We start from the raw sequence: 15,260 nt of genomic DNA, 5'->3' as shown, positions 1-15,260 counted from the left end.
CCCCTGCCCCCGCCCTTTTCCGCATCCGCTCCATGACCCAAAAACCCTCGCCGCCCGCCATGGCGGCCGCCTTGCTTCCCTGGCTGTTCGTGTTGCTGTGGAGCACGGGCTTCATCGGCGCCAAGTTCGGCCTGCCCTATGTGGAGCCGCTGACCTTTCTGACGCTGCGCTATGCCATCGTCCTGGTGCTGATGGCGGCGGTGGTCCTGGTGCTGCGCGCGCCCTGGCCACGGTCGGCACGCCAGTGGCTGCACATTGGCGTGTCAGGGCTGTTCGTGCATGGCGTGTACCTGGCCGGGGTGTTCACGGCCATCGCCCATGGCCTGCCTTCGGGCGTGACGGCCCTGGTGGTGGGGCTGCAGCCGCTGATCACTGCGCTGGTGGCCGGCACCTTGCTGGGCGAGTCCGTGCGTCCCCGGCAGTGGGCCGGGCTGGCGCTGGGCTTCACGGGCGTGGCCCTGGTGGTGGCGGGCAAGATCGCCTCGGTGCCGGTCCATGCCCTGCTGGCCATGCTGGTACCGGCCGTGGTGGCGCTGGCCGGCATCACGGCCGGCACGCTGTACCAGAAGCGGTTCTGTCCATCGTTTGATCTGCGCACGGGCTCGGTCATCCAGTACCTGCCCTGCCTGGTGGCGACGGGGGCGCTGGCCCTGGCTACCGAAACCATGCAGGTGCGCTGGAGCGGCGAATTCCTGTTCGCGCTGGGCTGGCTGGTGCTGGTGCTGTCCGTGGGCGCGGTCAGCCTGCTCAACCTGCTGATACGCCGCGGCGGCGCCGTGCACGTGGCCAGCCTGTTCTACCTGACGCCGCCGGCCACGGCCCTGATCGCCTGGGCCATGTTCGGCGAGACGCTGGGCGGCCTGGCGCTGGCGGGCATGGCCTTGACGGCAGCCGGCGTGTGGCTGGCGCGCCAGGGGCGCTAGCTTGCCCCGCAAGCCGCGGGCAGGGCATGCGCAAAGGCGGGATACTGCGGCACTGTCAGCCCACGAATACCGGATTTCCGCACCATGCCCATCAATGAACTGCGCGCCATCGCCACCTTTGCCAAGGCGGTCGAGCTGGGCAGCCTGCGCCAGGCGGCGCTGTCCCAGGGCGTGAGCCCCCAGGCCGCCAGCCAGGCGGTGGCCCATCTGGAGCAGCACCTGGGCGTGCGCCTGCTGCACCGGACCACGCGCAGCCTGGCGCTGACCGAGGAGGGCCAGCGTTTCCTGCAGGACACCCAGCCGGCGCTGGCCGCGCTGGACCGCGCACTGAACCTGGCACGCGACAGCCGCGAGGGCATTGCGGGGCCGTTGCGCATCGTGGGCCCCAAGTCCTGCTTTGCGCCCGTGCTGATGCCGCTGCTCGATGAGTTCTGCCGCCTGCACCCGGGCATCGTCCCCGATGTGCGGCTGGACGACGGCATAGGCAACTGGGTGCTGGACCGGGTCGATGCGGGGTTTCGCATCGGCGCCTCGCCCGATGAAAGCGTGATCGGGCGGCGGCTGTTTCCCGTGCAGCTTATCGTCTGTGCGGCGCCGCAGTACCTGCAGCGCCATGGCGTGCCCCGGTCGCTGGACGAGCTGGCCGCGCACCGCTGCAGCATGTTCCGCCATGCGGCCACGGACACGGTGATGCCCTGGTACCTGCCGGTCGATGGCGAGCTCACGCACCGCTACCTGCAGCCGGCCCTGTCCACCAACGATGCCGAGCTGGAGCTGCATGCCGTGCTGGCCGGCCAGGTGCTGGGCCAGCTGTCCAACATCTGCGCGGCCGCGCACATCCGCGCGGGGCGCCTGGTGCCCGTGCTGCTGGCGCATGTCAGCGAGCACATCGGCCTGCATGTCTACTACGGCAGCCGCGACGCGCTGCCCCGGCGCGTGCGTGCCTTCATCGACCTGGCCGTGCAGCGGCTGCAGGACTGCCCGGACTATCTGCTGACCATGGAAGAACTGGAAAGGGCGGCGGCCGCAGGTGCCGCCCTTTCCGGGGGCTGACCGGGATCAGGTCCGGCCGTTCAGGCCAGATCGATCACGCCAGATCGATCACGCCAGGTCGAACGGCAGCTTGCGCACGGGCTTGCCCGTGAGCTGCGCCACGGCGTTGGCGAAGGCCGGGGCCAGCGGCGGCAGGCCGGGCTCGCCCATGCCCGTCGGCGGCTCGGCGCTGGGCACGACGTGGACGGCGATCTCGGGCATGTCGGTGATGCGTGGCACGGCGAAGTCGCCGAAGTTGCTCTGCTCCACCACACCGTCCTTGAGCGTGATCGCCGCGCCGGGCAGGCACATGGACAGGCCCATCAGCGCCGCGCCCTGCACCTGCGCCTCGATGGTGCGCGGGTTCACGGCCAGGTTGCAGTGCACGCCGGCCGTGGCCTTGTGCAGCACCGGGCGGCCGTCCTTGACCGAGGCCTCCACCACATAGGCCACCACCGTGTCGAAGGACTCGTGCACGGCCACGCCCCAGGCACGGCCCGCGCGCAGCTGGCGCTTGCCGTAGCCGCTCTTGTCCACGGCCAGCTGCAGGGCCAGGCGATGGCGCGGGTGCTTGTCGCCGAACATCTGCATGCGGTAGGCCACGGGGTCCTGGCGGCTGCTGCGCGCGATCTCGTCGATCAGCGTTTCCATGACGAAGGCCGTGTGGGTCGATCCCACGCTGCGCCACCACAGCACGGGCACGTTGACCTTGGGGTGGTGCACGGTCAGGCGCATGGGCAGCGGATAGGGCTCGCGCATGCCCTCCACGGCCGTGGCGTCGATGCCGTTCTTGATCATGCCGCCCTCGAACATGGTGCCCGCCGTGATGGACTGGCCCACGATGGCGTGGTCCCAGCCCAGCACCTTGCCGCGTTCGTCGAAGCCGATCCTGGCGCGGTGCAGGTGCATGGGGCGGTAGTAGCCGCCCTTGATGTCGTCCTCGCGGCTCCAGACCATGCGCACGGGGGCGCTCAGGCCGGCGCGGCGCGCGGCCAGCGCCACCTGGCAGGCCTCGACCACATAGTCGCTGGTGCCCACGCCCCGGCGGCCAAAGCCGCCGCCGGCCATCTGCACGTGCACGCGCACCTGCTCGGGCTTGAGGCCCAGCACGCGCGCGGCGGCCATGCCGTCCACGCCCGCGAACTGCGTGCCCAGGTAGAGGTCGGCACCCGCCTCGCCGGTCTCGCCCATCTGCACCGTGCAGTTGAGCGGCTCCATGGGCGCATGGGCCAGGTAGGGGAAGCTGAACTCGGCCTCGATATGGCGCGGCGCCTTGTCCAGCGCCGAGATATCGGCGTCGAAGTGGCGCGCGCCGGGCTGCGCGGCCAGCTCGCGGTACTGGGCCAGCTGGCGTTCGCTGTCCACCTTCTCCACGGCGTCGGTGTTCCATTGCGCCTTCAGCGCCTCGCGGCCCTTGCGCGCAGGCCAGTAGCCGGTGGCGATCACGGCCACGCCTTCGCCGCCGCCGTCCACGGGCACGCGCAGCACGGCCTTGACGCCGGGCACGGCACGCGCCGCAGCGTCGTCCAGCGAGGCCAGCTGCGCCTTGAACACGGGCGGGTGTGCAATCACCGCCGTCAGCTGGCCCGGCAGGTGCATGTCGATGCCGAAGCTTTGCTGGCCGCTGCTCTTGGCCCGGGCGTCGATGCGGCCCGTGGGCTTGCCGATCAGGCGGAAGTCCTTGGGATTCTTCAGCACGACGGTGGCCGGCACGGGCTGGGCCATGGCGGCCTGGGCCAGCTCGCCATACGACAGCTTCTTGCCATTGGGGCCGAGCACGAAGCCCTCGCGCGTGCGCAGCGTGGCGGCGTCCACCTTCCACTGCGCGGCGGCGGCGGCCACCAGCATGGCGCGCGCACGGGCGCCCAGCTCGCGGTACTGGGTGTAGCTGTGCTTGAGGGCGGTGGAGCCGCCCGTCATCTGGATTCCGTAGCGCGGATCGGCATAGGCCGCATCGTTGCCGCCCAGGCGGGCGCGGACCTTGCTCCAGTCGGCGTCCAGCTCCTCGGCCAGCACCAGGGGCAGGGCGGTGTGCACGCCCTGGCCGAACTCCAGGCGGTTGATGGCCACGGTGACTTCGCCGCTGGGCGAGATCTCCACGAAGGAGGCGGGCTGCTCGGTGGGCTTGAGGCCGGCGGCCTCGCCCTTGCCCGGCGCCTGCGCCATGGCGGGAAACACGCCCAGGGCCAGCGAACCGGCACCGGCGATCTTGAGGAAGCTGCGGCGGGGGATCTGTGCAAGGGCTGGCGCGTCGGCGATGGCGGCAGCGGCCTCGTCACGGTCCAGGATGTGCTGCAGGGCGCGCGGCAGTTCGGCGGGGTTGAAGGTGGTCAGCATGCGGCGTTCTCCGTTCAGCCCAGGGTGCGCGCGGCATCGGCCACGGCCGCGCGGATGCGTGCATAGGTTCCACAGCGGCAGATGTTGCCGGCCATGGCCGCGTCTATCTCCTCGCCGCTGGGCTTCTTGCCCTTGGGCAGCGACTTGAGGAAGGCCGTGGCGCTCATGATCTGCCCGCTCTGGCAGTAGCCGCACTGGGCCACGTCGTGGCGAACCCAGGCATCGCGCACGGCGGTGCCCACGCGGTCGGAGCCCGAGGTCATGGCCTCGATGGTGGTGATCTTCTGGCCCGCAGCCGCCGAGATCGGCGTCACGCAGGAACGTATGGCCTGGCCATTCATGTGCACCGTGCAGGCGCCGCACAGCGCCGCGCCGCAGCCGAACTTGGTGCCGGTCATCTCCAGCGTGTCGCGCAGGGCCCACAGAATGGGCGTCTCGGGGTCCAGGTCCATGGAAACGGTCTTGCCGTTGATGGTGAGATCGGTCATCGCAGTCTCTCCTTGTTGTGGGGGCTTTTGGGGATGGGGTCCCGTGGGAGTGTCGCCGTCGCCCGGGCTTGAGGGAAGAGGGCGGATCCGTCGAGGCGCCGACTATAGAAAGGCCATGCCCCCGCCACTAGCCATGTTCCGCTTGAAAGATTGGCAAGAGCAAGTTGCGAATGCCCTGCAGATTCTGTGTGCCCGTGTTCCTCTGCCTCCGTGCAGGTTCAATGCACAAACCCACCCTTGATGAACCGCACGGGCTCGGCGTCCATGCGTGCAATCAGCGCGCCCAGGCCGTCGGCCACGGCGCCAGCGCCAGCGCCGGAGGTGGTCTTGGCCGCCGTGTCCGTGCGGCAGACCAGGTCGTCCTCCGACCAGCCCTGGGCGCCCGGACGCGATAGCGCGCGCAGCCAGCCGCTGCGGTCGCCCAGCCATTGCATGCCCTGCAGCTGCTCCGAGCCGCTGAGCAGGGCCATGGCCTGCCAGGCGCGCGGGTCGTTGACGGTGCAGTCCAGGGCGCTGGCGGCGCGGTTGCCGCCATCGGGCGACAGCTGCAGGCTGACCAGGCGCGGGTCTTCCTGCACCGGGCCGCTGCCTGCCACCACCCTCAGCCGCTGCTGGCGGCTTTGCCAGGTGCCAAGGCGGCGTGCGGGCTGGCCTGCGCACTGCACGGCCATGTCGGGAAGTCCCACGGGATAGGGCCAGTTGCCGGCGATCTGCAGCATCTGGCCTGTGGCGCGGGCCTTCATGAAGTCGATCAGGGCCCAGGCGTCGTCGCTGGACAGCCGGTCGGCCTGGCCGTGTGCCCGTGCGCCGTCGCCAGACTCCACGGGGCGGCGGTCATGAAGAATGGCCCAGAGCAATTCCCCATCTGCGCGGCGCCACAACAGCGGGCTGGTGAAGTTGGGCGGCCAGACCGGCTGACTGGCGGCCAGCGGGCCGTGGCCCCGGCCATCGGCACCGTGGCAGGCCGTGCAGTGCTGGGCATAGGCGGCGCTGCCGCGCGCAATGCTCTCCACGCTGAAGCCCGTGGGCGAGGCATGGAAGCTGGTGGCATGCGCGGGCACCAGGATCAGGTCGGCACGCGGCCAGGGGGCCAGCAGCAGGGCGAGCGCGGCCAGCGCGGTCAGCACCAGGGCCGGCAGGCGGATGCGGCGCAGAACCAGGACCAGCACCAGGGCCAGCACCAGCAAAACGATGGCGGTGGCCACGGCCGCCAGCGACCACATCAGGCCCCGGGCCTGGCCCAGGTCGATCAGCAGGTTTTCGCCGGACAGGCGCACGGCCCACGGCCAGGCGGGCTGCCCATCCACCGTGCCGGCCAGGCCCAGGCCGTGCAGCAGCTGCAGCAGGCCGACCTGGGCCTGCTGCATGGCGCCGATCAAGGGGTTGAGCCAGTCGGGGGAGTCGCTGCGTTGCATCGGAGGCGGGCGCTACCAGGTCTGGTCCAGGCCCAGGTGGCGCAGGGCCTCGTGGCGCAGCTCGGACAGGCGGGCGTGGCCGCGCTGGCGCGGGTAGGGCAGGTCCACATCGATCTCGGCCACGATGCGGGCGGGCCGCTGGCTGAAGACCAGCACACGGTGGGCCAGGAAGAGGGCCTCTTCCACATCGTGCGTGACCAGCAGCACGGAAAAGCCTGCGCGCTGCCAGATCTTGAGGATCTCGCTTTGCATGGCCAGCCGCGTCAGCGAGTCGAGCTTGCCCAGCGGCTCGTCCAGGATCAGCAGGCGCGGGTCGTTGACCAGGGCGCGCGCCAGGGCCGCGCGCTGGGCCATGCCGCCCGACAGCTGGTGGGGATGGCTGTCCGCGAAATCCTCCAGCCCCACGAGGCGCAGGGCCTCGTCGATGCGGTGGACCTGGCTGTCCAGCAGTCCGCGTGCCTGCAGGCCCAGGGCCACGTTGCCGCGCACCGTGCGCCAGGGAAACAGCGTGGGGTCCTGGAAGACGACGATGCGCGAGGGATCGGGCTCGGTGATGGCCGTGCCGTCCTGCGCCACGGCGCCGGCCGTGGGGGCCTCCAGCCCGGCCACCAGGCGCAGCAGCGTGGACTTGCCGCAGCCGCTGGGACCCAGCAGGGCGACGAACTCGCCGGGCCGCACCTGCAGGCTGACCTCGTCGAGCACCTGCAGCGCGCCCTGCCCCTGGCCGAACCAGTGGCTGACGGCCTGCACATCGATGGCCGCGCCGGCTAGGGCCGCCCCGGCTAGGGCCGCCCCGGCGATGGCGGGCGTGGCTGCGGCGTTGGCGGCATGTTCTGCGGCAATCACCATTTGACGGTTCCCTTCTGCCACGACAGCGTGCGGTCGCGCACGGTGAACAGCAGCGTGATCAGGCCCGAGCACAGCACGGCCATGACCAGCAGCGCCGTGTACATGTTGGCGTAGGCTGCCCAGCCCTGGGCCCATTGCAGATACCAGCCCAGGCCGGCCTTCACGCCCATCATCTCGGCCGTGATCAGCACCGAGAACGAGGCGCCCAGCCCCATGAACAGGCCCACGAAGACCTGGGGCAGGGCGGCCGGGATGGCCACGCGCAGCACCAGGAACCAGGGCGATGCGCCCAGCGTGCGCGCCACGTCGTAGTAGCTCTTGCTGACCGAGGCCACGCCCGACCAGGTCAGCACGGCCACCGGAAAGAACGTGGCCAGCGCCACCAGGAACACGGCTGCCGAGTAGCTCGACGGCGCGAAGAAAAAGGCCAGCGGCAGCAGGGCCGAGGCCGGCACCGGCCCCAGGAAGCGCAGCAGCGGATGCACCCAGTAGCCCGCGATGCGCGACCAGCCTATCCACACGCCCGTCAGAAACCCGATCACCGCGCCGAACACGATGCCGTTGAGCAGCAGCCGCAGCGAATACAGCGTGGACAGGCCCAGGCGCTGCCAGTCCTCATGGACCACGTCAATCAGGCTTTGCGGTGGCGCGAAGAATGGCGGTGGCAGCGCGGCGAGCTTGGCCGTCAGCGTCTCCCACAGCGCCAGCAGCAGCGGCGCGGCCACCAGCCAGGCACCGGCCGGGCGCAGCCAGCGGTCGATGCGCCGTACGCGCCGCACGGCCGATGCCAGCAGCAAAAGGGCCACGGCCAGGGCGGCAATGCCGAATTCCTGCGTGAACGCCCATTCGCTGAAGCCGATCTCCTTGTTGGGCCACAGCAGGGTCAGCATGCCCAGGCCGGCCCAGGCGGCGGCGGCCAGCAGGCCGGTTCGCCAGGGGCCTGCCTTGCGCGAGTCCTGCGCCTGTTCCCGTTCCAGGCCGGGTGCGGCATCCGTGGCGCCCAGGCGCCAGCGTGGTCTTGCGGTGCTCATGCGAGGACGTCCAGCGTGATGTGGCTGGCAAAGCGGCCAGGGTCGGTCTGCTTCTTGAGCACGCCGGCCGTGCGGAAGTCGGCCGCAAAGGCCTGGACCTCGTCGCGCAGCGGCTTGCCGTGCGGATGGTGCTTGAAGGTCAGCTCAGCCAGCAGGCGCTGCAGGTCCTCGACAGGCACCTTGGGCGAATACTTGGCAAAGATCTTCGCCGTTTCATTGGGGTTCTCGGCGATGTAGTCCGAGGCCTGGGTCAGCGCGCGCACCACGCTGGCCGCTGCGGGCTTGTTGGCCCGGGCGAACTTTGCGCCTGCGCCGATCACGCAGCAAGTGCTTTCGGCGTATTCGTTCTTGGCGCTGTTGCCCAGTTCGAGGAAGGTGCCGGGGTTGCGTTTCTCGATCAGGTAGAGATTCGGGTCGCCGTCGGCAATGGCCTGGATCTCGCCCTTCTTGGCGGCCACATCCAGCAGGTCGGCCGGGTAGACGCGCCATTCGATGTCCTTGTCCACATCCAGGCCGCGCTTGGCCAGGTGGATGGAATAGAACTGCTTGGCCGGGCTGTTGAGATCGGCCACGCCGATGGTCTTGCCCTTGAGCGTGCTGGGGTCCAGCGTGACGCCGGCCGACTTCAGGCCCACCAGGCGCAGGCAGCCGCCGTGCACGCTGCCGATGAGCTTGACATCCAGCCCCGCCTCCAGCGGCTTGATCCAGCGGTGGATCAGGCCCGCGCCCGCATCGGCCTTGCCCGTGGCCAGCGCCTCCAGCAACTGGTCGGCCGAGCCGCCCCAGTTCAGCAGTTCCACGTCCAGGCCGTTGCGCTCGAAGAATCCGCGCTCCAGCGCCACGGGAATGGGCGAATGGCAGAAGCTGGCCTGGCTCCAGGCAAAGGTGATCTTCTGGCGCGGCTGCGCCCCGGCGCGGCCGCTGAACCAGGCGGCCGATCCCAGCGCGCCGGCTGCGGCGCCGGCGCGGATCAGGGTGCGGCGCGAGAGCGAGGGCTCGGCCGCCTCGGGAGCATCGAGCGCTCCGAAAGCACCGCAATCTGCGCCATGGGCGCAGCGGCTGTCCTGGGTCCTGTCGATCTCGGTCTGGGTCTTGCGGGTCATGGAACTCCCTCCAAAGCAGTTTCGGGACTGCCGATGCTGTCCGCTGAGTGCCGTGTTGCCAACGACGCAAAACGCGCATCCATATGTGCGTGGCAACTAGGAAGGGCGCGGCCCGGCGACATGCGCAAACCGAATAAGCGAACGCGTTTTTCTTCGTAGTGCGCAGGGCGCGGGCTTCGAATAATGGGCTGCATCGACCACTCATACGGAGTCCATGCATGACCTCAGCGACCGGCACCGAGTCCGCCCCGCACGACGCAGCCAGCGATGCGCTGTGGCAGCAGGACACCCAGGCCCTGCACGCCGGCTACCGGGGGCGCGAGCAGCAGCGCAGCGCGGCCGTGCCCATCTACCAGAGCACCTCCTTCGTGTTCGACAGCGCCCAGCACGGCGCCAACCTGTTCGGCCTGGTGGAGGAGGGCGATGTGTACTCGCGCACGGCCAACCCCACGCTGGCGGTGCTGGAGCAGCGCATTGCGGCTCTCGAAGGCGGCGTGGCCGCGCTGGCCCTGGCCTCGGGCATGGCCGCCATCGACGTGGCGCTGGCCACGCTGGCCAGTGCGGGCGACCATGTGGTCGTGGCCTCGCAGCTGTATGGCGGCACGCACAACTTCATCGCCCATGTGCTGGCCTCGCGCGGCGTGCAGAGCACGGCCGTGGCCAAGGATGATTTCCAGGCGTTGCACCGGGCGATAGGGCCGCGCACCAAGGCCGTGTTCGTGGAGTCCGTGGGCAATCCATCGGGCGGCATTGCCGACCTGCGCCAGCTGGCCGATATCAGCCATGCGGCCGGCGTGGCCCTGGTGGTGGACAACACCGTGGCTTCGCCGCTGCTGCTGCGGCCCTTCGACTGGGGCGCCGACATCGTCGTGCATTCGGCCACCAAGGCCATCGGCGGACACGGCAATGTGCTGGGCGGGCTGATCGTGGACAGCGGCCGCTTCGACTGGGTGGCGCACGCGGGGCGCTACCCGCAGTTCAGCGCGCCCGAGCCGGCCTACCAGGGCTTTGTCTTCACCGAGAAATTTCCCGACCGCGCCTTCATCGCGCGGGCCCGTGCCGTGCTGCTGCGCAACTGCGGCGCGGCGCTGGCGCCGCACAGCGCCTTCTTGCTGCTGCAGGGCCTGGAGACACTGGGCCTGCGCCAGGAGCGCGCCAGCCGCAACACGCTGGCCGTGATCGATTTCCTGCAGCGCCATCCGCTGGTGGAGCGCATACACCACGCCAGCCAGAGCGGCCACGCCGACCACGCGCTGGCCCTGCGCCAGCTGCGCGGCGGGCATGTGCCGGCGCTGCTGGGCTTCGAGCTGCGCGGCGGCCGGCCGGCGGCGCGCGCCTTCTATGACGCGCTGCGCCTGTTCCTGCGCCTGGTCAACATCGGCGACAGCAAGTCGCTGGCCGCCATTCCTGCCGAGACCACGCACAGCCTGCTCAGCGACGAGGAGCTGGCGCGCGTGGGCATTGCGCCCGGGCTGGTGCGCCTGTCCATCGGCATAGAGCACCCGCAGGACCTGCTGGCCGACCTGGAGCAGGCGCTGGAGCAGGCGCAGGGCCATGCGGTGTTGGCTGCCGAACGCGGACAAGACCGCGAACAAGACCACGAGCAAGACCGCGATCAGCGCCTGGCGGCCTGAGCGCCCCTTCCTTCCCACTTCCCTGGCAGCACAGCATGAGCACCTTGACAGCATCCACCCTCGAAGCGCCCGCCGCCACGGCGGCAACCCCGGCCCTGCCCGTCATCGACCTGCAGGCCCTGCGCGACCCGGCCACGCAGGCCCAGGCGCTGCGCCAGCTGGCGCGCACGGCACGCGACACCGGCTTCTTCTACCTGGAAGGGCACGGCATAGGCCGGGACGCATGGCAGGGCATACAGCGGCGCGCGCGCGAATTCTTTGCGCTGCCGCTGGCGGACAAGCAGGCGCTGGCCATTGCCAACACGCGGCACTTCCGGGGCTATACGGCCGTGGGCATGGAGATCACGCGCCAGCGGCCCGACCAGCGCGAGCAGATCGACCCGGGCGAGGAGTCGCCCGAGATTCCCGCAGGCCCCGGCGTGCCGGACTGGAAGGGGCTGCAAGGCCCCAACCAGTGGCCGCAGGCCCTGCCCGGGTTCCGCGAGGAGGTGCTGGCCTGGCAGGCGGCAGCGCATGGCGTGGCGCTGGAGCTGCTGCGCCACTTCGTGGCCGCGCTGCAGCTGCCCGAGGGCGCGTTGGACGCCCTGGTCAGCGGCCTGCCTGCGCACCGCATCAAGATCATCCACTACCCGGGCAGCGAGCTGGGCGCAGCAGGCCAGGGCGTGGGCGCACACAAGGACGGCGGCCTGCTGACCCTGCTGCTGCAGGACGAGGTGGGCGGGCTGCAGGTGGAGACGCCGGCTGGCTGGGTCGATGTGCCGCCGCGCGACGGGGCCTTCGTCATCAACATCGGCGAGATGCTGGAGCTGGCCACCAACGGCTATCTGCGCGCCAACGTGCATCGCGTGCTGGTGCCGCGCGCGGGCGTGCAGCGCTACTCCATCGCCTACTTCCTGGCGCCGCGCCTGGACCTGGGCCAGGTGCCGCTGCTGACCCTACCGCCCGAGCTGGCCGTGCTGGCCACGGGGCCGCAGAGCGACCCGGACAACCCGCTGTTCAGCCATGTGGGCGAGAACGCGCTCAAGGGCCGCGTGCGCTCCCACCTGGATGTGGCCCAGCGCTTCTATCCCGAGCATTTCGCCCGCCTGCAGGCCCAGGCCCGCGCGGCCGGCCGTGAGCTGCACCCTGGTGCCTATTGATTCTTGAAAGGACTGTGCGATGGACAAGCGAGTATTTCTGCGGGGACTGGCGGCGGGGGCCTCGGTGGCGGCGATGTCAGGCGCCATCCGGGCCGCGCAGGCCGGCCCGCTGCGCGTGGGCGTGCGCGGCGGCGTGGACGAGGAAATCTGGGAAGTGGTGACCCGCGTGGCACGCGAGCAGGGTCTGCAGGTCAAGCCCGTGGTCATCAGCGGCGCGGCCAGCCCCAACGAGGCGCTGAACAACGGCGACATCGAGGCCAACTCCTTCCAGCATGTGCCGTTCCTGCGCGACCAGAACCAGCAGCGCGGCTACCGGCTGGTGGCGGCGGGCGACACCTACATCTCGCCCATCGCCTTCTATTCGAAAAAGCACGAACGCCTGGCCGACCTGCCCGCTGGCGCGCGCCTGGGCATTCCCAACGATCCCAGCAACCAGACGCGTGCGCTGGTGGTGCTGCAGGACCAGGGCATCCTGAAGCTGCGCGAGGGCTTCGACCCCTTCAAGGGCACGGCGGGCCTGGCCGACATCGCCAGCTACCAGAAGAAGGTGCAGCTGGTGGAGGCGGCCTCGGTGGTGCTGGCGCGCTCGCTGGACGATCTCGATGCCTCGGCCATCGTCAACAGCTTTGCCTACCAGGCGGGGCTGATCGCCACGCGCGATGGCATTGCCGTCGAAAGGCGCGAGCGCAATCCCTACGTGAACATCATTGCCGTGCACGAGCGCGACCGCGCTGCACCCTGGGTCGCGGCCCTGCTGCGCGCCTACCAGTCCGAGCCCGTGCGCCAGTTCATCGTGAGCAGGTACCAAGGCTCGGTGCTGCCGGCCTTCTGAGGCGTGTAAGGCAATGAAGGTGGAACAGGCGGCGGCCGGCGAGCCCCATGCAATCGATGCGCTGCAGCGGCCGCACATCGTCTTCGAGGGCGTGCGCAAGCACTACCCGGGAACGGGCAGGGGCGCGGGAAGGAGCGCGGGCGAGCCCGTGCACGCACTGCAGGCGCTGAGCTTCGAGGTAGCGCGTGCCGAGGTGTTCGGCATCATCGGCCGCAGCGGCGCCGGCAAATCCACGCTGCTGCGCACCATCAATGCGCTGGAGCGGCCCAGCAGCGGCCGCGTGCTGGTGGACGGCACCGATGTCGCCACGCTGGACGAGGACGCGCTGGTGGCGCTGCGCCGGCGCATCGGCATGATCTTCCAGCACTTCAACCTCCTGTCCTCGCGCACGGTGTACGAGAACGTGGCCCTGCCGCTGCAGGCCGCAGGCTGGCGGCCCGCGCTCGTGCGCGCACGGGTGGACGAGCTGCTGGCCCTGGTGGGGCTGGCGGACAAGAGCGGCGCCTATCCGGCCCAGCTCTCGGGCGGGCAAAAGCAGCGCGTGGGCATTGCGCGCGCGCTGGTGCACGAGCCCGAAATCCTGCTGTGCGACGAGGCCACCTCGGCCCTGGACCCCGAGACCACGCAGTCCATCCTGGAGCTGCTGCGCGAGATCAACCGCAAGCTGCGGCTGACCATCGTGCTCATCACGCACGACATGGCCGTGATCCGCGAGGTCTGCGACCGCGTGCTGGTGCTGGACCAGGGCCGGCTGCAGGAGATCGGCGAGGTCTGGCAGCTGTTTGCGGCACCGCGCTCGGAGGCGGCGCGTGCGCTGCTGCGGCCGCTGCGGCAGGCCTTGGCGGCGGACCTGGAACTGGTGGCGGCGGCCGATGGCCCGGAGGCCGTCGCCGTGCTGGCCATCGGATGGGCCGACGGCGGCAGCCAGCAGGGCCTGCCGCTGGCGCAGCTTCAGGTGCTGGGCCCGCGTGCCCGCTTGCTGCAGGGTGGGCTGGACTGCATGCGCGGGCGTTCGCAGGGCCGCCTGCTGGTGGGCGTGCCGGTGCAGGATCTGCCGTCGGCACCCTCGCCGCTTTCACCCCTTTCACCGGCCGCGCTGTCTTCCCTTCAACAGGCGCTGGGCGCCGATTCACTGCAACTGCTTGGCCATGTCCCTGCCCCCGCTCGATAAATACCTGCAGGCCTTTCTGGAAACCCTGCTGATGGCGGGCGCGTCCTCGCTGATCGCCATCGTTGCCGGGCTGGCGCTGGCCATCGTGCTGCACACCACGGCGCCGGGCGGGCTCTATGCCAGGCCGCGGCTGTACCGGGGGCTGTCGGCGGCGGTGAATATCGGCCGGGCCATTCCCTTCATCATCCTGCTGGTGGCCCTGCTGCCGGTGACGCGCGCCATCGTGGGCACCACGCTGGGCACCTGGGCGGCGGTGGTGCCGCTGTCGGCCAACCTGATTCCGTTCTTTGCGCGCATCGCCCAGGTGAGCCTGGGCGAAGTGGACGGCGGCCTGGTGGAGGCGGCGCGCGCCATGGGCCTGCGCCGCCCGCAGATCGTGCGCCAGGTGCTGCTGCCCGAGGCGCTGCCGGGCCTGATCGGCGGCATGACCGTGAGCGTGATCGCCATGGTCAATGCCTCGGCCATGGCGGGCGCCGTGGGGGCGGGCGGCCTGGGCGACCTGGCCATCCGCTACGGCTACGAGCGCTATGAGACGCGCGTGATGTTCGAGGTCATCGTCATCCTGGTGGCCCTGGTGTCGGTGCTGCAGTTCGGCGGCGAATGGCTGGCGCGCCGTGCCGACCACCGGCGTTCGATCTCTTGAGATGATTTGGAAATAAAAGACTGAATTTTTATTATTTTTGGTTTTTTCGACTTGTCTCGACAATGGCCTGCAGCAGCATTCGGGCTGCTGATTCTTTTCCGAGATGCTTCGATGACCCACACCACACGCCCCGCCTGGCCTTCCCCTCTTGCCGGCCGCACTGCCATGAAGCCGGGCGTGGCCATCGTCTGTGGCGTCCACCATGTCCAGCTGTCCTTTCCGGCGCGCGCCCAGGCGGCCATGGAGCGCTTTTATGGCGAAGTGCTGGGCCTGTCTGCCCTGACCGTTGCCGGGCGTCCGGGCCTGAGCTTTCTGGCCGGCGGGCAGCGCATCGATCTGGTGCCCTACAAGGGGCAGTCCGGCGGCACCGAGCGCGCGGCGGGCAACCTGGTGCACCTGGCGCTGACGGTCAGCGACGTGGATGCGCTGCGCCAGCAGTTGCTGGTGCACGGCGGCCTGGCGCTGGAGGTGGCGCCCGTGAGCGAGGGCCGGCGCTGCTATGCGCGCGACCCCGCAGGCAATCTGATCGAGCTGCTGGAGCTGCCCCGCGAGGCAGCGGCCGATGCACCGGATGAGCCGGCCGTGGCCTGTTCGGCCTGAAGCCTCTCGCCGTCCCCCTCTCTCTTTCCTTTCTGCTTTTGCCTTCCACAGGCCCGGGCCGCA

General features: G+C 70.2%; 14 protein-coding genes. 8 read left to right on the top strand and 6 right to left on the bottom strand.

Annotated elements, in window-relative coordinates:
* Positions 1–32: 32 nt before the first annotated feature.
* Together GRX31_RS03530 and GRX31_RS03525 are read left to right on the top strand one after the other, a co-directional pair.
* Entirely contained in the window at positions 33–923 is an 891-nt protein-coding gene (locus GRX31_RS03530; RefSeq protein ID WP_160851511.1) for a DMT family transporter, read from the top strand.
* Between the two features lie 84 nt (positions 924–1,007).
* Positions 1,008–1,976 carry a LysR family transcriptional regulator gene (locus tag GRX31_RS03525; protein ID WP_047326478.1) on the top strand — a complete coding sequence of 323 codons (969 nt, stop codon included), beginning with the start codon at positions 1,008–1,010 and terminating at the stop codon, positions 1,974–1,976.
* Positions 1,977–2,024: 48 nt separating this feature from the next.
* Here GRX31_RS03525 and GRX31_RS03520 read toward each other — a convergent pair whose 3' ends face one another.
* The 6 genes from GRX31_RS03520 to GRX31_RS03495 all read right to left on the bottom strand — a co-directional run bounded on the left by GRX31_RS03520 (position 2,025) and on the right by GRX31_RS03495 (position 9,178).
* Positions 2,025–4,292: a xanthine dehydrogenase family protein molybdopterin-binding subunit gene (locus GRX31_RS03520; protein WP_160851509.1), complete on the bottom strand. Its 2,268-nt coding sequence runs from the start codon at positions 4,290–4,292 to the stop codon at positions 2,025–2,027.
* Between the two features lie 14 nt (positions 4,293–4,306).
* Positions 4,307–4,780 (bottom strand): (2Fe-2S)-binding protein, encoded by a 474-nt coding sequence (locus tag GRX31_RS03515; protein WP_016450919.1) that lies wholly within the window; start codon positions 4,778–4,780, stop codon positions 4,307–4,309.
* A gap of 218 nt (positions 4,781–4,998) precedes the next feature.
* Positions 4,999–6,195, bottom strand: coding sequence for a c-type cytochrome (locus GRX31_RS03510; RefSeq protein ID WP_160851507.1), 1,197 nt, complete (start codon positions 6,193–6,195; stop codon positions 4,999–5,001).
* 12 nt (positions 6,196–6,207) lie between these two features.
* The gene (locus GRX31_RS03505) at positions 6,208–7,044 is read right to left on the bottom strand and encodes an ABC transporter ATP-binding protein (protein WP_160851505.1); all 837 of its coding nucleotides are present in this window, start codon (positions 7,042–7,044) and stop codon (positions 6,208–6,210) included.
* Positions 7,038–8,075, bottom strand: coding sequence for an ABC transporter permease (locus tag GRX31_RS03500; protein ID WP_160851502.1), 1,038 nt, complete (start codon positions 8,073–8,075; stop codon positions 7,038–7,040). The genes GRX31_RS03505 and GRX31_RS03500 overlap by 7 nt, the downstream gene beginning before the upstream one ends.
* Positions 8,072–9,178, bottom strand: a complete 1,107-nt coding sequence (locus GRX31_RS03495) for an ABC transporter substrate-binding protein (protein ID WP_160851500.1) — start codon at positions 9,176–9,178, stop codon at positions 8,072–8,074. The genes GRX31_RS03500 and GRX31_RS03495 overlap by 4 nt, the downstream gene beginning before the upstream one ends.
* Before the next feature lie 218 nt (positions 9,179–9,396).
* Here GRX31_RS03495 and GRX31_RS03490 point away from each other — a divergent pair, with 218 nt between their 5' ends.
* The 6 genes from GRX31_RS03490 to GRX31_RS03465 all read left to right on the top strand — a co-directional run bounded on the left by GRX31_RS03490 (position 9,397) and on the right by GRX31_RS03465 (position 15,197).
* Positions 9,397–10,812: an O-acetylhomoserine aminocarboxypropyltransferase/cysteine synthase family protein gene (locus tag GRX31_RS03490; protein ID WP_160851498.1), complete on the top strand. Its 1,416-nt coding sequence runs from the start codon at positions 9,397–9,399 to the stop codon at positions 10,810–10,812.
* Positions 10,813–10,847: 35 nt separating this feature from the next.
* A complete protein-coding gene (locus GRX31_RS03485) occupies positions 10,848–11,951 on the top strand; it encodes an isopenicillin N synthase family dioxygenase (RefSeq protein WP_160851496.1) in 1,104 nt (367 codons plus the stop codon).
* A 19-nt stretch (positions 11,952–11,970) separates the two neighbouring features.
* On the top strand, positions 11,971–12,783 hold the full coding sequence (locus tag GRX31_RS03480; RefSeq protein ID WP_160851493.1) for a MetQ/NlpA family ABC transporter substrate-binding protein: 813 nt from the start codon (positions 11,971–11,973) through the stop codon (positions 12,781–12,783).
* A gap of 13 nt (positions 12,784–12,796) precedes the next feature.
* Positions 12,797–13,954, top strand: coding sequence for a methionine ABC transporter ATP-binding protein (locus tag GRX31_RS03475; RefSeq protein WP_160851491.1), 1,158 nt, complete (start codon positions 12,797–12,799; stop codon positions 13,952–13,954).
* Positions 13,932–14,597 carry a methionine ABC transporter permease gene (locus GRX31_RS03470; RefSeq protein ID WP_013800725.1) on the top strand — a complete coding sequence of 222 codons (666 nt, stop codon included), beginning with the start codon at positions 13,932–13,934 and terminating at the stop codon, positions 14,595–14,597. The genes GRX31_RS03475 and GRX31_RS03470 overlap by 23 nt, the downstream gene beginning before the upstream one ends.
* A 111-nt stretch (positions 14,598–14,708) precedes the next feature.
* On the top strand, positions 14,709–15,197 hold the full coding sequence (locus GRX31_RS03465; protein WP_012207409.1) for a VOC family protein: 489 nt from the start codon (positions 14,709–14,711) through the stop codon (positions 15,195–15,197).
* Positions 15,198–15,260 lie beyond the last annotated feature (63 nt).

The sequence above is a fragment of the Delftia sp. CH05 genome (assembly GCF_009827015.1).
Taxonomy (GTDB): Bacteria; Pseudomonadota; Gammaproteobacteria; order Burkholderiales; family Burkholderiaceae_C; genus Comamonas; species Comamonas tsuruhatensis.
The sequence above is the reverse complement of the archived record's forward strand: the minus strand, read 5'-3'. Positions and strand labels throughout refer to the sequence as shown.